The following is a 17,836-nucleotide window of genomic DNA, read 5'->3' as shown; positions in this document are numbered from 1 at the left end:
GTGGACGTCAGCCGCCGTTCCGTGGCGCCCACATGATCACGGCCATGCCGGCGAGGCAGACCAGCGCGCCGGTCACGTCCCAGCGGTCGGGCCGGTACCCGTCGGCGGCCATGCCCCACAGGATCGAACCGGCGACGAAGATCCCGCCGTACGCGGCGAGGATGCGGCCGAAGTGGGCGTCCGGCTGGAAGGTGGCGACGAAGCCGTACGCCCCGAGTGCGAGGACGCCGCCGATCGCCCACAGCCAGCCGCGCTGCTCGCGTACGCCCTGCCAGACCAGCCAGGCGCCGCCGATCTCGAAGAGCGCGGCGACGACGAAGAGGGCGGCGGAGCGGAGGATCAGCATGCGAGCAGCCTCGCATGAGGCTTCTGCGGGGATCACCGCGGCCGGCGTGCGGGGGTGGCTCGTGCCGGTGTCGTAGGGGCGAGCGGGGATGGGCGGAATACCTCCGGGCCGCGGACCGTTCTCCGGCTATAGTTGAAGCATCAACTACCTGGAAGGTGAGCGACCATGCAGTTCGGGATCTTCAGCATCGGCGATGTGACGCCGGACCCCACCACGGGCCGTACGCCGACCGAGCGTGAGCGGATCAAGGCCATGGTCGCCATCGCTCTGAAGGCCGAGGAGGTCGGGCTGGACGTCTTCGCGACCGGCGAGCACCACAACCCGCCGTTCGTGCCGTCGTCGCCGACCACCATGCTCGGGTACATAGCCGCCCGGACCGAGCGGCTGCTCCTGTCCACCTCCACCACCCTGATCACCACCAACGACCCGGTGAAGATCGCCGAGGACTACGCGATGCTCCAGCACCTCGCCGACGGCCGGGTGGACCTGATGATGGGGCGCGGCAACACCGGGCCGGTCTACCCCTGGTTCGGGCAGGACATCCGGCAGGGCATCAACCTCGCCATCGAGAACTACGCCCTGCTGCACCGGCTGTGGCGCGAGGACGTCGTCGACTGGGAGGGGAAGTTCCGCACGCCGCTGCAGGGGTTCACCTCCACACCCCGCCCGCTGGACGGCGTACCGCCGTTCGTCTGGCACGGCTCCATCCGCTCTCCCCAGATCGCCGAGCAGGCCGCGTACTACGGCGACGGCTTCTTCCACAACAACATCTTCTGGCCGGCCGACCACACCAAGCGGATGGTCGAGCTGTACCGCACCCGGTACGCCCACTACGGGCACGGCACGCCCGAGCAGGCGATCGTCGGGCTCGGCGGCCAGGTGTTCATGCGGAAGAACTCGCAGGACGCGGTGCGCGAGTTCCGGCCGTACTTCGATGTCGCCCCCGTCTACGGGCACGGGCCCTCCCTGGAGGAGTTCACCGCCCAGACCCCGCTGACCGTCGGCTCCCCGCAGCAGGTCATCGAGAAGACGCTGTCCTTCCGTGACTACGCCGGCGACTACCAGCGCCAGCTGTTCCTGATCGACCACGCGGGGCTGCCGCTGAAGACCGTCCTGGAGCAGATCGACATGCTCGGCGAGGAGGTCGTGCCGGTGCTGCGCGAGGAGTTCGCCAAGGGGCGTCCGGCCGGTGTGCCCGACGCGCCGACCCATGCGTCTCTGCTCGCCGACAAGGCGGGCGCCGAGGAAGGAGTGAGCGCCGTATGAAGCTCGTCGTCGTCTCGGCGGGACTGAGTGTCCCGTCCTCCACCCGGCTGCTGGCCGACCGGCTGGCGGCCGCGGCCGCCGAGCGCGCCTCGGCCGACGTACGGGTGATCGAGCTGCGCGATCTCGCCGTCGAGATCGCCCAAAATTTCGCGAGCGGCTTCCCCGGTCCGGACCTCGCGTCCGCGTTGGACGCGGTGACGGAGGCGGACGGGCTGATCGTCGTCACTCCGGTGTTCTCGGCGTCGTACAGCGGGCTGTTCAAGTCCTTCTTCGACGTCCTCGGCGTCCGGGACCAGGACGCACTGGCCGGCAAGCCGGTGCTGATCGCCGCGACCGGCGGCACCGCCCGCCACTCCCTGGTCCTCGACCACGCCCTGCGCCCGCTCTTCGCGTACCTGAAGGCCGTGGTCGTGCCGACCGGTGTCTACGCCGCCTCGGAGGACTGGGGAGCCGAGGGGCTGCCCGGCCGGATCGAGCGGGCGGCGGGGGAGCTGGCGGCGCTGATGACGGGGCTGTCCGCGGGGCGCGAGGCGGAGCAGACCGGGCCCGAGAAGGACGGCGGCTTCACAGTGGTGCCGTTCGAGGAGCAGCTGGCCGCGCTGCGGGGGTGACGGGCGGGCGCGGCCCGGCGGTGACGGTGAGAGGCGGGTAAAAAGGGTGATCGTCGCCCTGCCCGTCTCGGCCGGGGCCCCGTGGCCTTGGCAGACTGGACGGGTGCCTCAGACCGTGCTGCTCGCCGAAGACGACCGCGCCATCCGCCACGCCCTCGAGCGTGCCCTGACGTTGGAGGGCTACGAGGTGACGGCGGTCGCCGACGGCGTCGAGGCACTCGCGCAGGCGCACAAGACGCCGCCGGACATCCTCGTCCTCGATGTGATGATGCCGGGCATCGACGGGCTCCAGGTCTGCCGCGTGCTGCGCGCCGAGGGCGACCGCACGCCGATCCTCATGCTCACCGCCCTGGTGGAGACGGCCGACCGGATCGCCGGACTGGACGCCGGCGCCGACGACTACGTCGTCAAGCCGTTCGACGTCGAGGAGGTCTTCGCCCGGCTGCGCGCCCTGCTGCGCCGCACCAGACCGGCCGGCGTCGGCAGCGCGGTCGGCGCGGCGGCCGACGCCTCCGCCTCCGGTGACGTCCAGGCGAAGGAGCCGCAGGCCCCCGAGCGGCAGATCGAGGCGGCCGGGATCCGCATGGACCTCCAGGCTCGCCGGGTGTGGCGGGGCACGCGGGAGCTGGAGCTGACCCGCACCGAGTTCGAACTGCTGGAACTACTGGTCCGCAACGCCGGGATCGTGCTGGACCACTCCACCATCTACGACCGCATCTGGGGCTACGACTTCGGCCCCGGCTCCAAGAACCTCGCCGTGTACGTCGGCTATCTGCGCCGCAAGCTCGACGAGCCGGACGCGCCGCAGCTGATCCACACCGTGCGTGGCGTGGGGTACGTGCTGCGGGAGGACTGAGTGGGCCGCCTCCCGCGGCTGCTGGAGCGACCGCGGCCCCGGCTGTCGTCGCTGCGGACCACTTTCGCGGTGACGTTCGCCGTGGTGACCGCCGCCGTCACCATTCTCGTCGGCATCCTGTCGTACAACTCCGCGGCCCGTCTGGTGCGGGTGGACCAGCAGTCGGTGTTCACGCAGGTCGTGCAGGACGTGCGGAACGAGGTACGGCGCTACGACCTGACGCCCGCGGACTTCGCCTCCTCCCGGCCCGGCCACGAGCTGGTCCGGCCCAGCCGCACCAATGTGCAGGTGCTCGGCGCGGGCGGGGAGATCGTCGACCACGGCAGCCCCGAGCTGCCCGTCACCGCCCGGGACAAGGCCGTGGCGGCCGCCGCCACGGCCGGGAGGACCGCCGAGTACAAGGACGTCGTCGTCGCCGGTGACGTGTTCCGCATCGCGACCGTCGCCCTGGGCGGCGGCCGGGGCGCCGTGCAGGTCGCCCAGGAGTTCAGCGACACCGAGGACCTGCTGCGGGCGCTGCAGCAGCGCACGCTGATCCTGATGGGGGCCGTGGTGGTCGCGGCCGGTCTCTGCGGCTGGTGGCTGGCCCGCCGCATCACGCGCCGGCTGGTGATCCTCACCTCCGCCGCCGAGAACGTCGCCCGCACCCGCCGGCTCGGCGTCGAGGTGCCCGTCACCGGCTACGACGAGGTGGGCCGCCTCGGCCGCTCCTTCGACCGCATGCTGGGCCGGCTCGCCCAGTCCGAGGAGGACCAGCGCCGCCTGGTCCAGGACGCGGGCCACGAGCTCCGTACGCCGCTGACCTCCCTGCGGACGAACATCTCCCTGTTGCGCCGCATCGACGAACTGCCGCCCGCCACCCGCGAGGACCTGGTCGCCGACCTCACCCAGGAGGCCCGCGAGCTCACCGACCTCGTCAACGAGCTGGTCGACCTCGCGGCAGGCCAGTCCGACACCGAGCCGCCGCAGCGGGTCGACCTCGCCGACATCGCCGAGGACGTGGCGGGTGTGGCCCGCCGGCGCAGCGGACGCGACATCGTGGTCCGCGCGAGCGGCGACACGACGGCCGAAGGCCGGCCGGGGATGCTCCAGCGGGCCGTCTCCAACCTCGTGGAGAACGCCACCAAGTTCGACCGGGACGGCACGGCGCCCATCGAGATCGCCGTCACCGGGCCCGCCCGGCCCGGCATGGTCCGCGTGGAGGTCCTCGACCGCGGGCCCGGTATCGCCGAGGGCGACCTGATACGCGTCTTCGACCGCTTCTACCGCGCCGCCGACGCCCGCTCCCTGCCCGGCTCAGGCCTCGGCCTGTCCATCGTGCGCGAGGTGGCCCTGGCGCACGGCGGCGCCCCGTTCGCCTTCCGGCGCGCCGGCGGCGGCTCGGTGATCGGCTTCACGGTCGGCACGGACCGGGGCCGGCACGAGGGCGGGGGCGAAGGGACGGGGAACAGGGCACGGGGAACGGGGAGTGGGGCACGGGGAACGGTCCGGGACACCGGCCAGGGGATCTGACCCGTCGCCCGGATCGCCGGTCTCCCCGGCGGGGGCTCACCCGTCGCCCGGATCGCCGGTCTCCCCGGCGGGGGCTCACCCGTCGGCGGGGGCGCGCTCGCCGTCGGAGGGCGTTCCGCCCGCGGCCGCGCGCCTGCGGGACGCCGTCAGCAGCCAGGCCAGGTTCCCCACCGCCGCCCCGGCCGCCACGGTGGCGACGATCACCCCCGCCGTGGCGAAGCCGGCGTGGAACAGACGCGGCCGCGGGTTGAGGCTGTGCAGCCCGAAACCGCACAGCAGATAGACCCCGACGGCGGCGACCGTGAGGCTGACGACGAGCAGCGCGACGGTCGGCCCGAGTCCGTTCTCGCCGTTCTCGCCGTCCTCGCCGGACGAGGTGCCGGGCTGCGGACGATGTGCTTCCTGCATGGGTCCCCCGTCGACGGTTGAATGGCGAGCCAAGTCCCTACGGTACGTAGGGCCGCCGCCGGAGGCGAAACGGACGGCTCGGTCGCCGGGCGTGTCCGCACGATTGCGCCTCCGGTGCATCACCGGTGCACGAGCGGGCGCGCGGCGACACAAGGGGTCGCACACCGAGAGCCCGCCACCGCGTTCATGCCCCGGACCGCACCCCGACGCATCCACAGCACGCCCGCCTGCCGCTTCCGGTCGCGCACCGGACGCGTTGCACCGGGTGGTCACGCCGGATGATGCTCACCTGGCGTTCGAGACGGCGGGGGCAGGGGCGTATGACGACACGCGGGAAGCGCACGGGGGACAACGCCAAGCCGACGAAGGACGCGGTCGGCGCCCAGGAGGTCTCGGAGTCGGAACGGCTGCTCTTCGGCGGCCCGCTCCGCTACGACATGGGCTGGAACCACCACCACGGCTCGTTCCTGGAACTCGACCTGCGCACCATGATCGTGCGGATGCCGCGGCTGATCGGCTCCACCGTCCGGCTGGCCCGCCGTGCCGACCGGCGGGCCCTGTTCCAGGTCGCCGCGGCGGAGGCCGGCGGCGGTGTCGCGCAGGCGGTCGGCCTGGTCGCGGTCAACCGGGTACTCGCCCAGCTGCTGGGCCACGGCGAGACCACCGAACGCCTCACCGCCGCGGCCCCCGCGCTCATCGCGGTGGCCGTCACCGCCGTCATCGGCGCGCTGCTGAAGTCGGTCTCCACGGCCGGCACCGGACGGCTGGAGCCGAAGGTGTTCCGGGTGGCGACGGAGGAGTACCTGGAGCGGGTGGCCCGCGTGGAGCTGGCCGCCGTGGAGGACGAGGAGTTCCACAAGCTGCTGGACTCCGCCCAGTGGGGAGCCGAGTCCGCCCGGCGGATGATCAAGTTCTGTGTGTCGGTGATCACCGCCGCGATCGCGCTGGTCGCCGCCGCCGGCGTACTGACGGCGTTGCACCCGGCGCTGCTGCCCCTGCTGGCGGTGATGACGCTGCCGAGCGCCTGGAGCGCGCTGACCATCGCCCGCCGCCGCTACGTCTCCTTCCACACCTGGGTCCAGCACGCCCGGGCCGGCCAGTTGCTGGGGCGCCTGCTCATCGACGTCCAGGCCGCGCCCGAGGTACGGGTGCACAACATCGGACCGTTCCTGCTCAGGCACTTCCGCACGATGGCCGAGACCGGTGAGCGGGAACAGACCCGCCTGGCGTCCCTGGCCGCCCGCACCGGCCTGATCGCCTCGGGCTGGACGGGGCTCGCGACCGTCGCCGCGTACGGGGTGCTCGGCGTGCTGCTGTGGACCGGCACCATGGGACTCGCCGTCGCCGGCACCGCCGTCATCGCCATCCGCACCGGCTCCGCCAACCTCGAGGCCCTGGTCGTCCAGCTCAACTACCTCTACGAGGAGAGCCTGTTCGTCGCCGACCTCGACCGGCTCTGCCAGGAGGCCGACCGCCGCCTCATCCCGGAGACCGGCCGCCCCCTGCCGCGACAGGTCGACGCCGTCCGCTTCGAGAGCGTCACCTTCACCTACCCGGGCACGACCGACAGCCGTCCCGCCCTGGAGGAGGTGAGCGTCACCATCCCCACAGGGAAGATCATCGCCCTGGTCGGCAACAACGGCAGTGGCAAGAGCACGCTCGCCAAGCTCCTGTGCGGCCTGTACGCACCGGACGCCGGCCGTGTCCTCTGGGACGACGTGGACGCCGCCGAGGCCGACCGCGCCGACCTCTTCGACCGCGTCGCCGTCGTGGCCCAGGACTTCTACCGCTGGCCCTTCACCGCCCGTATCAACGTCGCGATCGGCCGCCCCGAGGCCCCGTACGACGACGATCTGCTGCACGCCGCCGCCGAGTACGCCGGCGCCGACGAGACCGTCGCCTCCCTGCCCCGCGGCTGGGACACCCTGCTCGCCCGCGGCTACAAGGGCGGCCACCAGATCTCCGGCGGCCAGTGGCAACGCCTCGGCATCGCCCGCGCCCGCCACCGCGACGCGCGGATCCTCGTGGTCGACGAACCCACCAGCGCCCTCGACGCCGAGGCCGAACAGCGCGTCTTCGACCAGATCCGCAACCTCGCCGCCGAAGGTCAGACGATCATCCTGATCACCCACCGCCTGCACAGCGTCCGCCACGCCGACACGATCTACGTCCTCGAGCACGGGCGCGTCGCCGAACACGGCACGTTCGACGAGCTGATGCGGCCGGACGCGGACGGTCCCGGTCTCTTCCGCCGCATGTACCTCGTCCAGGCCGAGCAGTACCGCATCGACGGCCAGGCCGCCGCCCTGCCCGCCCAGCAGGGCCACCCGGCCGTGGACCCGCGGCCATGAGGTCCGGCATGGGGTCCGGCATGGGGTCCGACATGGGCGCCGTCACGGGGGCCGGCCGCTGTCGGAAGTGCAGGCCATGGGGCCGAGTGCTGGAATGGCTGAAGGGGCCGTCCGCCTCAGAGGAGTGGCCATGACCGAGGATCTCCAGGAAATGGGGCCCGTCGACTATCTGATCGTCGAGTTCCCCGGCAACCGCATGACAGGAGAAGGCCTCCCCCTGCTCGTCGACCTGGTCGAGCGCGGCATCATCCGGATCATCGATCTCGCCTTCGTCCGCAAGGACACCGACGGATCGGTCGCGGCACTGGAACTGCGGGAGATCGGGGACGGGATCGACCTGACGATGTTCGAGGGAGCTTCCTCCGGGCTGCTGGACCAGAGCGACCTGGACGACGCCGGTGCCGCGCTGGAGCCCGGCAACTCGGCGGCGGTCCTGGTGTACGAGAACGTATGGGCCGCGCCGCTGGCCCGGGCGCTGAGGCGCGGCGGGGCACAGATGGTGGCAAGCGGACGCATTCCCGTGCCCGCGCTGCTGGCGTCCCTGGACGCGACCGAGATGACGACACCGCCGCCGAGTGGGCCCGTGGCCGCTTGAAGAAGCCGAGGGAGATGAGTGAACATGCCGGGACTTCTGCGCGGTGTCGCCCGCACCGCGGTGATTTCGGGTACGGCCACCGCGGTGTCCAACCGCGTCTCGCGGCGACAGGCGGGCCGATGGGCCCAGCAGGACTACGAACAGCAACTCGCGCAGCAGCAACAGCAGGCCCCGCCTCCCGCGGCGGCGGCACCGCAGCCGGACGCCGACGACATGACCAGCAAGATCGACCAGCTGAAGCAACTCGCCGACCTCAAGGCCCAAGGAGCGCTCAGCGAGGAGGAGTTCGAGGCCCAGAAGCGCCGGGTTCTCGCCTGAGGAAGCCCATGGGCGACGATCCCGCACGGCCGTGCACGCCAGGCGCGTCCGCCCAAGGCGGTGGATAGTGGGGTCAGGACGTCGTCCCAGTCGGCCGCCCGCCCGGTACAGGAGGCCCGATGCCCGTCTCACGGTCGCCGACCGCGCTCGCCGGCATCGCGATGCCCGGCATGGCCCTGACGGCCTGCGAGGAGCATGCGCAAGGCACGAGCGAGGGGAGAAACGGTGCCAAGGCCGTCGAGACGATCTCGCACCCGTCGGTCCACGGGTGCCACCGCTTCCGCGAGGGGGTGACCCACGTCACCGACTGCACGCAGAGCAACATCGTTCTGTACGGGAAAGCCGACTGCACCGAGCCCGCGGGCGGGCAGAGCGTCCACCTGGACCGGCAGATGTCGGACCAGGTGGCCCCCTCCTCGGCACCGTGGCGCAGCTTCGGCATCGTGAGCTGACCGGCCGTGACTCCCCGTGAGCAACCAGGAGGAGCCGGTGCGGGCGGCGAGCGCTCGGAGCTGGAGCAGCTGAGGGCCCGTGTCACCGAGTTGGAGGCCGGCAGGACCGCACGGGCGGCGCACCACCGGTGGAGGTCCTTCTTCTCGGCGCTGCTCATCGTCGTCGGCTGCATCCTCGCCCCGCTCTCCGCCGTCTCCTCGTGGGCGGCGGCCGAGGTCGACGACACCGACCGGTACGTCGCGACGGTCGCGCCTCTCGCCTCCGACCCCGCCGTCCAGGCGGCCGCGGCGAACCGGGTCACCGACGCGCTGATGAGCCGCATCCACCTGCAGACGTTGCTCGAAGACGTGGCCCCGGCGGACAGGCCGCGGCTGGAGAAGGCGCTCGGCAGGCTGGCGAACCCCTTGGAGGACGCCGTCCGCGGCTTCGTCCACGGCAAGGCCCAGGACGTCATCGCCTCCGACGCCTTCCAGCGCTTCTGGGTCGACGCCAACCGAGGGATCCACACGGCCCTCGACAAGGCGCTGACCGGCAGCGGCGGCGCGGTGAAGATCACCAACCAAGCGGTGACCATCGACCTGGCCCCCGTCGTGGACCGGGTCAAGCAGCGTCTCGTCAACGACGGCATGACAGTCGCCGGACGGATTCCGCAGATCCACACCGACTTCACCGTCCTGCGCTCCGACAGCCTCGGCGAGCTGAAGACCTACCTCCGGCTGCTCCGGATCGCCGGGTTCTGGCTGCCGGTGCTCGCGGTGGTGTTCCTCGTCGCGGGGTGGCTGCTCTCCGCCCACCGCCGGCGCGTCCTCGTCGCCGCGGTGCTCGGCGTCGCGGTCGCCATGCTGATCCTCGGCCTGGGCCTCACCGTCTTCCGCGAGGTCTATCTGAACAGGCTCCCGGCCGGCGTCTCGCAGCCGGCCGCCGGGGCCATCTACGACACCCTGACCCGCTACCTGCGCACCTCCGTGCGCAGAGTCGTCGCGCTCGCCGTGGTGATCGCGCTGGCCGCCTGGCTGACCGGCCGGGGACGGCGGGCGACCTTCGTGCGGGAGGCGTGGCAGTCGGGCATCCACGCGGTGCGCGCCGCGGCGGACCACACGGGTTTCCGTACCGGCCCGGTCGGCCCCTTCGTCCACCGCCACCGGGCCTGGATCACCTGGATCCTCGTCGCCGCGGCCGTCCTGACGTACATCCTGTGGAGCTACCCCACCGGGTGGGTGGTCCTCGCCATCGCCCTGGTGCTGTTGTTCGCCATGGCGGTGGTGGAGTTCCTCACCGAGCCGCCCGCACCGACAGCACCGACAGCACCGAGCGCGTCCGGCCTGGGTCCGGGCCGGTGACGGCCCCCGCCCGGACCTGCGGAGTTTTTTTCCGCTCGGTCGGGCGTCCTCGCTGTCAGTCCTCGATCGTGGTGAGGACGAACGCCGTGCCGTGCCCGACACCCCGACGTACGGCGGCCGGGCCTCGCAAGTGCCGGCAAGGGCGGGACCCGAAAGCCCCGCCCGTCAGAGCGACCCCCGCTCAGGGCCACACCAGGCGGTACGGCTGGTGCCCCGCCTCGTGCAGGCGGTGCGAGAAGTCCTGCCACTCGTGCAGCGAGTGGAGGAGGCGGGTCGCTGACCTGGGGTTCCTCGTTGAACAGTGGGCTGACCTGAGGAAGTGCCTCTCCGTAGTTCTCACGCGTCAACGCCGTTTCCCGGGCTCATGTGCCCTGGATGTGCCCTCGGCTTCACGCCGGCCAGAGGGCTTGAGTCTGGGAAATGTGTGAGCTGGGGCTCGCCCGGCCTGGGAAAACCGCACCACAGGCGAATCCGTTCCGGCGATGGGTTCCGGCGGTTTCAGAAGGCGAGTGCCCTGGCCAGGAGTACCGGTTCCCGGGGAAGGCTGCGGCAGGCGTTCGCGTTGTACGTAGGCGTAGCATGACTGAAGGGTGCGATGCCCCCTGATCGACGTGACCGCCGTGAGTGCGAGGAGGTGGACGGGATGAGTCCCTGCAGCAGTAGTCCCAGCTCCCATTCCGTTGCACCCGAGGCGCCCGGCGGCCACCGCACCGCCGTCTGACGGCCTGCCCCGACTTGAAGGGCCGGGCAGCGACAGCGCTTGCCGTCGGCGCGTCCGCGGGTGCCGATCAGGTGGAGGTGCGTCATGGCGATCACCATCACGCTGCCCCGTTTCCCCGTCTCCGCGGTCACCGAGCGTGGCCTGCGGCTGCTGCCGGCCGCCGAACCGGCGATCCTCGCTCTGGCCGACGCCTGCGGCATCGGGATGCCGGTGCGCCTGCTGGGGCTCAGCGTCAAGCTCGCCCGGTCGGCCGCGCAGAGCTGATCCACAGCGCAGCCGCTTGGAGGCAGACGGTGAACGATTCACGAGGTGAAGCGCGCCTCGCCGTGCGCCAGGCGGCGCAGCGGCTGTCCGAGGACGCGGCTGCCTTGATGGCGGCGTCCGCGGAGGCCGCCGAGGCCGGATTGCAGACGCGAGCGGAAGAGCTCCGACGTGCCGTACTCGTTGCCTGGAGCATCGGTGTGGCGCCCGAGGACATCGCCCGGGACGCCGGTGTGGAGGTCGCTGTGGTCCATGGATGGGTCGTTCCGGGCGGTACGCACCTTGGCTCGTGACCGCGTCAAGAACTCTTCAAGTACCTGCGCACGCGCGCAAGTACGGGGCCACACTTTTCGACTCTGAAGAGGCGCCTCGTTCGGTGAGGCGTCTTCACGGACACAGGCCACTGACCCCACGACGTCGAGAGACGCCCAGGGTCAGGACAGGTCTCCCCGACCTAAGGGGTGACCCCGAGTGGCTTTCCGCGCAAAGGGATTACGCCGTGAACCGACACCGCGGGCATCGCCACCAGCCTGGAACACAAGGCCGGGAAGCCGGCAGGAGTGCTGTTCGCGATCGCGCTGCTGGACGCCTCGATCATCGGCGCGTTCGCGGTGTCGCTGTCCACCGCGTACGCGATCGGTGACGTGCTCGGGCTCAAGCACTCCCCGCACCGCGGCGTCCGGGGCGCCAAGGGCTTCCACGCCGTCTACGCCGGTCCGGTGGCCGCTGCCGCGGTGATCGTGCTGATCCCCGGCTCCCCGCCGGGCCTGCTGACCGAGGGCGTGCAGACCCTGGCCGGGGTGCTGCTGCCCTCGGCGTCGGTGTTCCTGCTGCTCCTGTGCAACGACAGGGTCGTGCTGGGCCCGTGGGCCAACGGCCGCAGGACCAACGCGTTCACGGCCCCGGTGGTCGGCGTGCTGGTCGCCCTGTCGATCGTCCTGACCGCCTCCGTGCTGTTCCGGACATCTCCGCGACCGCGATCCTGCGCATCATGGCTGCCTGCGGCATCACCGGGGTGCTGGCCGTCGGATACTCCTTCCTTCGGCGCCGCAGCGGGGCGAAGGAGCCGATCGACCGCACGGGCCGGGACACGCGGCGGATGCCCCCGCTGGAGACGCTGACCCGGCCGGTGATGTCCACCGGCTACCGGATCGGCGCGGGCGCGCTGCGCACCTGTCTGCTGATCGCCACGGTCCTGGTCGTCATCAAGGTCGTCCAGGTGGCACTCGGCCACTGAGCACCGCTGGTGACACCACACGTACTCGGGCCTCTGCACGGGACGCCACAGGGGCCATCGTCCGGGGCCTCCAGCCCGCCCACTGCTGTCGTCTTGGTGGCGCGCCCTGAAGGAGGAGTCCCGTGCACACCCTGACCATTTTTGAGTCATTGACCAGGCTGACGGCCGATGTGGTCTGCGGGGCGCTGATCGGAGTCGAGCGGCAGTGGCGCGCCCGGATGGCGGATCTGCGCACGAACGTCCTGGTCGCTGCCCTGTTCGGGTCGCCCGGCAGCGCCACTGAGCGACAACGAGTGATGAAGGGCGGCGTGACTCAGGGGCGGGGTGCCGTTTCCCTCCAGATGGTCTGCAAAGCGGCGCCGGCCTGGTCGGCCAGGGTGACGGCGACCAGGCGCGCCTGGAGGGGCGGGGTGTGGCCGGGCGTCGGCTGGAGGAGGAATCGGCCGTGGAAGTGGCCGCCGGCGAAGACGCGCAGCTCGATGTCCTGGTCGGGCAGGCCGAGGCGGTCGACGTCCCATGTTTTGCGGCCGACGGTGACGGAGCCGTCGTTTTCGAGGCGGGGGGCGTGGCCGAGCAGGGTGCCGTACTGGAAGCGGCAGCCGCGCAGGTGGAGCGGACCGACTAGTTGGGCGCGTACGCACTCCACCACCGCGTCGGGCGAGGTCGCCGTTTGGGCCAGGCGGGCCGCGCGGTGGAGCTGGGCGAGGTAGTCGGCGTCGGTGATGGTGACGACCTTCAGGCGTCGGGCGCGGGCCGCCAACTGGGAGACGGCCAGTCCGACGGTGAGCAGCACGACCGCGGTGGTGATGTCGGCGGGGCTGCTGATGGTGAGCCGCTGGTAGGGGGCGGTGAAGAAGAAGTCGAACCAGACGGCCGCGGACAGGGCGGCGAGGACGCCGGCCAGGCGGTGGCCGAGGGCCGCTGCGGCGACGACGACCACGACCAGGATCAGCGCGACGACGGTGTTGGCCAGTCCGGTCCGGAAGGGCAGCAGCACCGCGCAGACCGCGAGCGGCGCCACGAGGACGGCGATGATCGCGACGGGTCCCCTGACGAGGTGGTCGGGCATGGTGAGCCCCAAGGCTTCCGTCATGCGGGCGGATGCCGGCCAAGGACCGGGCGTGGTCCTCTCTCAGACGCCCACTCTGCGGCGCCGTGCCTGGACGGCGGCTTCGACGAGCGGGCGTGCCAGGTCGGCGGGGAGGTCCAGATGCCGTTCCAGCCACGCGGCGTCCGCTCCGTGGACGGCCAGGATCCACGCCGTGTACACGCGGTCCATGGACGGCGCGGCGCGGTCCTTCAGACAGGCACGGACCACTTCATCGGGGAAGTCGTTCAGGGTCTGGTCCGTGAACCATGACGTGTCGACCGGCGGGCCGAAGTCCCGGTCCCGGGGCCGCCGCACCCGCCGGGCCCTCCCCTGCCACACCCGCAGGGCGACCACACCGGCTCCGACGGCCGCGGTCAGGACCGCGACGGCCACGCCCGGATGATCCAGTGCCGGAAGCCTCGTCCACACGGGCGGCAGGCCGAGAGCCACCAGAACCTCGCTGGAGCACGGGGGAAGCCGCGTCCACATCGACGCCTCCCTTCACACCCCCTCAACCCCATCCTCACGCGGCATCCAGTGCCCGGCACCAGCTCGCGCCGGTCCATACGGGATCCGTACACCTCCGTGAACCACCCCCGGGTGGAGGCTCGATTCCGTGCGAGGAGAGGGCCGGAGCCACGGAACGTCCCTCCTCCTGCCCGCCCGAGCTGCGCGAGTGGGTCCGCCAGGACCAGACCGACGCCGGGCAGCGTTCATCGCCGAGCACCGGGGCCGTTTCGTCGCCCCCGCCCCGAACCGCACCTGGGTGGCGGACTTCACGCACGTGGTGGCTTGGGCGGACACCGTCCACGTCGCGTTCGTCGTGGACACCTTTTCGCGCCGCATCGTCGGCTGGTCCGCCTCGATGTCCAAGGGTCCAAGGGTCCAAGGAGACCCGACTCGTCCCGGATGCACCGGAGACGGGCTTGGGGCAGCGCGACCGCGAAGGTCGTCCACCCGCGCCGGGCGAGCTGGTTCGCCACTCCGACGCGGGCAGCCGGCCGGTACACCTCGTTCCGCCTGGCCGAGCAGCTCGACACGGCCCGGATCGCGGCCTCGATCGGCGCAGTCGGCGACGCGCTGGACGACGCCTTCATGGAGTCGGCCATCGGCCTGTCCAAGACCGAGGTCATCAAACCGCGGCGGCCCCGGAAGACGACATGCACGTCCTCCGGCACGCCGGCGCCTCCGTACTCCTGGGCGCGGGGGAGAGCACCAAGGCGCTCTCGGAGTGGCTCGGCCACTCGGACCCGGGCTTCACGCTGCGGACGTACACGCAGCTTCTGTCGTTCAGCGAGACCCGCACCCGTAAACGGCCGCGCTCCGGCGTTGGAGAGGGCGGGCCCCGAAAGACCCGCCCACCCCTACGAAACCCCAGGTCAGGGCCACACCAGGCAGTACGGCTGGTGCCCCGCCTCGTGCAGCCGGTGGCTGAAGTCCTGCCACTCGTGCAGCAGCTGGTACACGTTGAACGCGTCCCGGGGGCCGCCGCGGTCCGGGACCGTGGACCAGATGAAGGCGGCCGCGCCGACGGCTTCCTCGCCGATGTCGCGGAGGGGGTCGACGACCGTCATCGGGAGCTTCACGACCGCGTAGTCGGGGTGCAGGACGACCAGTTCCAGGGGCGGCACCTTGTGCAGGGGCACGCCCTCGATGCCGGTCAGCACCATGGCGGCCATCGTCTCCGGCTTGATCTTGGTGAACATGCCGTTCATGCCGAGCTCGTCACCGCCGAGTTCCTCGGGGCGCATCGAGATCGGGACGCGGGCCGCCGTCGCGCCGTCGGGCGCGCCGAAGTACTTGTACGTCACCCCCACCCGACCACCATTCCTGCTCCCTGCCCCGAGACGGTCGGCCCGCTCGGGCTCCCTCGGTAGGTTTCTCGCCTGACGTGCTTCGGCCGCTTCCTCAACCTCGCGCCGGTGCCTTCCCCGCCGGGCACGTCGAGGACCCAGGCCGTCAGTCCCCTCGCCCGGTCCGCCACCGCGATGCATATCTCCACCCGACTGCTTTTCTAGGACGCGTGTCCGCCGCCGCGCAACCCGATCATCGTGACAGTGACCTCCCCCACGGCCGCCCGCCGAAACGTGCGCCGAACCATCTGTCCGCGGGAGCTCGCGGTCCTCGACACGATCCTTCGCCTTGTACATACGGTTCATACGTACGCGGAGCCCAGTTTCGCAGATGGACGGAGCGGAATCCTCGAATCCGTCGTTCGGGGCGCCCGGAGTGGTGCCGGGCGGGCCTCTCCGGTCCCAGGTCGCCGGCGCCGCTGGCCTACCCTGAACAGGTCACTGCCCACCGGATTCGGAGAACCCCCGGGAAACCCCCGAGAAGTCGGAGAAGTCGCAGGTCATGAGCGAACTGCCATATCCATACGAAGCCCCCGTCTCGCAGGCGCTGTTCGACCGTGCGGCGGCCGTCACGCCCGGCGGCGTGAACTCGCCGGTGCGTGCCTTCCGCGCCGTGGGCGGTACGCCCCGGTTCATGGTGTCCGGCAGCGGTCCGTACCTGAAGGACGCCGATGGGCGGGAGTACGTCGACCTGGTGTGTTCCTGGGGGCCGATGATCCTCGGACACGCGCACCCCGAGGTGATCGCCGCCGTGCAGGAGGCGGTGGCGCGCGGTACGTCCTTCGGTACGCCCGGTGAGGGCGAGGTCGCGCTCGCCGAGGAGATGACCGGCCGGGTCGGGCCGCTGGAGCAGGTGCGGCTGGTCTCCAGCGGGACCGAGGCCACCATGTCCGCGATCCGGCTGGCCCGCGGGTTCACCCAACGGTCCAAGGTGATCAAGTTCGCCGGGTGCTACCACGGGCATGTGGACTCGCTCCTCGCCGCCGCCGGGTCCGGGGTCGCCACCTTCGCCCTGCCCGACACCCCGGGCGTGACCGGCGCCCAGGCCGGTGACACGATCGTGCTGCCGTACAACGACCTCGACGCCGTACGCGCCGCCTTCGCCGCCCACCCGGGCGAGATCGCCTGCGTGATCACCGAGGCCTCGCCCGGCAACATGGGTGTCGTTCCTCCGCTGCCCGGGTTCAACCAGGGGCTCAAGGACCTCTGTGCGGCAGGCGGCGCCCTCTACGTCTCCGACGAGGTCATGACCGGGTTCCGGACCAGCCGTGCCGGGTGGTACGGCGTCGACGGGGTCGTGCCCGACCTCATGACCTTCGGCAAGGTGATGGGCGGCGGCTTCCCCGCCGCCGCGTTCGGCGGGCGCGCCGACGTCATGGCGCGCCTCGCCCCGGCCGGGCCCGTCTACCAGGCCGGCACCCTGTCCGGGAACCCGGTCGCCACCGCCGCCGGACTCGCCCAGCTGCGGCTGCTCGACGAGGCCGCGTACACCAAGGTGAACGCCGTCTCGCAGCAGCTCCAGGCACTCGTCTCCGAGGCGCTGACCAAGGAAGGCGTGGCGCACACCCTGCAGAACGCCTCCAACATGTTCTCCGTCTTCTTCACGGACCGTCCGGTGCGCAACTACGACGACGCCAAGGCGCAGGAGTCGTACCGCTTCACCGCGTTCTTCCACGCGATGCTGGCGAACGGCGTCCACCTGCCGCCCTCGTCCTTCGAGTCCTGGTTCGTCTCCACCGCGCACGACGAGACGGCGCTCCAGCGGATCGCCGACGCCCTTCCGGCGGCGGCCCGGGCGGCCGCGGAGGCGACGGCATGAGCAACACCGCCGGAAAGAACGACGACATCACCGTCGTCCACCTCATGCGGCACGGCGAGGTGGAGAACCCGGACGGGATCCTGTACGGGCGGTTGCCCGGCTACCACCTCTCCGAACTCGGCCGGAAGATGGCCGAGCGGGTCGCCGAGCACCTCGCCCCCCGCGACATCACCTACGTCGCCGCCTCCCCGCTGGAGCGGGCGCAGGAGACGGCGGCGCCGATCGCCAAGGCGCACGGGCTGGACCTCGCCACGGACGAGCGGCTGATCGAGGCGGGCAACGTCTTCCAGGGCAAGACCTTCGGTGTCGGCGACGGCGCGCTGCGCCGGCCCGCCAACTGGAAGCACGTGGTCAACCCGTTCAGGCCGTCCTGGGGCGAGCCGTACATCGACCAGGTGGTGCGCATGATGGGCGCGCTGAACGCGGCGAAGGACAAGGCGCGCGGGCATGAGGCGGTGCTGGTCAGCCACCAGTTGCCGATCTGGATCGTGCGCTCCTACGTCGAGCGGCGCCGGCTGTGGCACGACCCGCGCAAGCGGCAGTGCACGCTCGCCTCGCTGACGACGTTCACCTACCGGGGCGACCGGATCGTCTCCGTCGGCTACACCGAGCCGGCCCGCGACCTGGTCCCCGCCCATCTCCTCTCGGGCGCCAAGCCGGTGAGGGGGCAGGGCAAGGCGTTCGGTGCGTAGAGCACGGAGTGTGAAGACGCTGTAAGTCCTCGGTCGCATACAGACGCGTTCGTTACGTTTGTTGTGAAATTCATATGAAACCGCGGAACCCCCGCGTTCGTCACGGC

The 17,836-nt window shown here is 71.5% G+C and carries 18 protein-coding genes, 4 pseudogenes and 1 riboswitch; of the genes and pseudogenes, 16 read left to right on the top strand and 6 right to left on the bottom strand.

Going from position 1 to position 17,836, the window contains the following annotated elements:
- Positions 1–7: 7 nt before the first annotated feature.
- Positions 8–346: a YnfA family protein gene (locus ACX25U_RS15255; RefSeq protein WP_454392439.1), complete on the bottom strand. Its 339-nt coding sequence runs from the start codon at positions 344–346 to the stop codon at positions 8–10.
- A gap of 165 nt (positions 347–511) precedes the next feature.
- Here ACX25U_RS15255 and ACX25U_RS15250 point away from each other — a divergent pair, with 165 nt between their 5' ends.
- The 4 genes from ACX25U_RS15250 to ACX25U_RS15235 all read left to right on the top strand — a co-directional run bounded on the left by ACX25U_RS15250 (position 512) and on the right by ACX25U_RS15235 (position 4,591).
- A complete protein-coding gene (locus ACX25U_RS15250; RefSeq protein WP_454392437.1) occupies positions 512–1,612 on the top strand; it encodes an LLM class flavin-dependent oxidoreductase in 1,101 nt (366 codons plus the stop codon).
- Complete coding sequence (locus ACX25U_RS15245) at positions 1,609–2,223, top strand: CE1759 family FMN reductase (protein WP_454392435.1); 615 nt, start codon at positions 1,609–1,611, stop codon at positions 2,221–2,223. The genes ACX25U_RS15250 and ACX25U_RS15245 overlap by 4 nt, the downstream gene beginning before the upstream one ends.
- A gap of 115 nt (positions 2,224–2,338) precedes the next feature.
- Positions 2,339–3,079 carry a response regulator transcription factor gene (locus tag ACX25U_RS15240; RefSeq protein ID WP_454394293.1) on the top strand — a complete coding sequence of 247 codons (741 nt, stop codon included), beginning with the start codon at positions 2,339–2,341 and terminating at the stop codon, positions 3,077–3,079.
- Complete coding sequence (locus ACX25U_RS15235; protein WP_454392433.1) at positions 3,080–4,591, top strand: HAMP domain-containing sensor histidine kinase; 1,512 nt, start codon at positions 3,080–3,082, stop codon at positions 4,589–4,591.
- A gap of 75 nt (positions 4,592–4,666) precedes the next feature.
- Here the strand turns inward: ACX25U_RS15235 and ACX25U_RS15230 are convergent, their stop codons facing one another.
- Positions 4,667–4,999, bottom strand: coding sequence for a hypothetical protein (locus tag ACX25U_RS15230; protein WP_454392431.1), 333 nt, complete (start codon positions 4,997–4,999; stop codon positions 4,667–4,669).
- Between the two features lie 437 nt (positions 5,000–5,436).
- Between ACX25U_RS15230 and ACX25U_RS15225 the strand changes: the two genes are divergently transcribed.
- The 6 genes from ACX25U_RS15225 to ACX25U_RS15200 all read left to right on the top strand — a co-directional run bounded on the left by ACX25U_RS15225 (position 5,437) and on the right by ACX25U_RS15200 (position 11,041).
- Positions 5,437–7,350, top strand: a complete 1,914-nt coding sequence (locus ACX25U_RS15225; RefSeq protein WP_454394291.1) for an ABC transporter ATP-binding protein — start codon at positions 5,437–5,439, stop codon at positions 7,348–7,350.
- Positions 7,351–7,480: 130 nt separating this feature from the next.
- Positions 7,481–7,945 carry a DUF6325 family protein gene (locus tag ACX25U_RS15220; protein WP_454392429.1) on the top strand — a complete coding sequence of 155 codons (465 nt, stop codon included), beginning with the start codon at positions 7,481–7,483 and terminating at the stop codon, positions 7,943–7,945.
- 24 nt (positions 7,946–7,969) lie between these two features.
- On the top strand, positions 7,970–8,263 hold the full coding sequence (locus tag ACX25U_RS15215) for an SHOCT domain-containing protein (protein WP_454392427.1): 294 nt from the start codon (positions 7,970–7,972) through the stop codon (positions 8,261–8,263).
- Between the two features lie 119 nt (positions 8,264–8,382).
- Complete coding sequence (locus tag ACX25U_RS15210; RefSeq protein WP_454392425.1) at positions 8,383–8,715, top strand: hypothetical protein; 333 nt, start codon at positions 8,383–8,385, stop codon at positions 8,713–8,715.
- Between the two features lie 6 nt (positions 8,716–8,721).
- The gene (locus ACX25U_RS15205) at positions 8,722–10,056 is read left to right on the top strand and encodes a hypothetical protein (protein ID WP_454392423.1); all 1,335 of its coding nucleotides are present in this window, start codon (positions 8,722–8,724) and stop codon (positions 10,054–10,056) included.
- An 805-nt stretch (positions 10,057–10,861) separates the two neighbouring features.
- Complete coding sequence (locus ACX25U_RS15200; protein WP_454392421.1) at positions 10,862–11,041, top strand: GNAT family acetyltransferase; 180 nt, start codon at positions 10,862–10,864, stop codon at positions 11,039–11,041.
- Between the two features lie 38 nt (positions 11,042–11,079).
- On the opposite strand, the gene ACX25U_RS15195 is transcribed toward ACX25U_RS15200, so the two are convergent.
- Positions 11,080–11,292: a hypothetical protein gene (locus tag ACX25U_RS15195; protein ID WP_454392419.1), complete on the bottom strand. Its 213-nt coding sequence runs from the start codon at positions 11,290–11,292 to the stop codon at positions 11,080–11,082.
- A gap of 132 nt (positions 11,293–11,424) precedes the next feature.
- Positions 11,425–11,542, top strand: a riboswitch (M-box (ykoK) riboswitch).
- On the opposite strand from ACX25U_RS15195, the pseudogene ACX25U_RS15190 reads away from it, so the two are divergent.
- Positions 11,542–12,275: pseudogene (locus ACX25U_RS15190) on the top strand (divalent metal cation transporter); the annotation flags it as partial. (Overlaps the previous riboswitch by 1 nt.)
- 122 nt (positions 12,276–12,397) lie before the next feature.
- A pseudogene (locus tag ACX25U_RS15185) lies at positions 12,398–12,517 on the top strand (MgtC/SapB family protein); the annotation flags it as partial.
- Between the two features lie 71 nt (positions 12,518–12,588).
- On the opposite strand, the gene ACX25U_RS15180 reads toward ACX25U_RS15185, so the two are convergent.
- Together ACX25U_RS15180 and ACX25U_RS15175 are read right to left on the bottom strand one after the other, a co-directional pair.
- Complete coding sequence (locus ACX25U_RS15180; RefSeq protein ID WP_454392417.1) at positions 12,589–13,368, bottom strand: DUF4118 domain-containing protein; 780 nt, start codon at positions 13,366–13,368, stop codon at positions 12,589–12,591.
- Between the two features lie 39 nt (positions 13,369–13,407).
- Positions 13,408–13,758: a hypothetical protein gene (locus ACX25U_RS15175; protein ID WP_454392415.1), complete on the bottom strand. Its 351-nt coding sequence runs from the start codon at positions 13,756–13,758 to the stop codon at positions 13,408–13,410.
- Between the two features lie 223 nt (positions 13,759–13,981).
- On the opposite strand from ACX25U_RS15175, the pseudogene ACX25U_RS15170 reads away from it, so the two are divergent.
- Together ACX25U_RS15170 and ACX25U_RS15165 are read left to right on the top strand one after the other, a co-directional pair.
- Positions 13,982–14,224 (top strand): annotated as a pseudogene (locus ACX25U_RS15170) (DDE-type integrase/transposase/recombinase); the annotation flags it as partial.
- 280 nt (positions 14,225–14,504) lie between these two features.
- Positions 14,505–14,678, top strand: a pseudogene (locus tag ACX25U_RS15165) (site-specific integrase); the annotation flags it as partial.
- Between the two features lie 66 nt (positions 14,679–14,744).
- On the opposite strand, the gene ACX25U_RS15160 reads toward ACX25U_RS15165, so the two are convergent.
- A complete protein-coding gene (locus ACX25U_RS15160; protein ID WP_010353923.1) occupies positions 14,745–15,182 on the bottom strand; it encodes a hypothetical protein in 438 nt (145 codons plus the stop codon).
- A 538-nt stretch (positions 15,183–15,720) separates the two neighbouring features.
- Between ACX25U_RS15160 and hemL the strand changes: the two genes are divergently transcribed.
- Both hemL and ACX25U_RS15150 read left to right on the top strand, forming a co-directional pair.
- On the top strand, positions 15,721–17,037 hold the full coding sequence (gene hemL / locus ACX25U_RS15155) for a glutamate-1-semialdehyde 2,1-aminomutase (protein ID WP_454392413.1): 1,317 nt from the start codon (positions 15,721–15,723) through the stop codon (positions 17,035–17,037).
- Positions 17,034–17,729, top strand: a complete 696-nt coding sequence (locus ACX25U_RS15150) for a histidine phosphatase family protein (RefSeq protein ID WP_454392411.1) — start codon at positions 17,034–17,036, stop codon at positions 17,727–17,729. Before hemL ends, ACX25U_RS15150 begins: the two co-directional genes overlap by 4 nt.
- Positions 17,730–17,836: the final 107 nt, after the last annotated feature.

The sequence above is a fragment of the Streptomyces sp. JNUCC 63 genome (assembly GCF_054366325.1).
The sequence above is the reverse complement of the archived record's forward strand: the minus strand, read 5'-3'. Positions and strand labels throughout refer to the sequence as shown.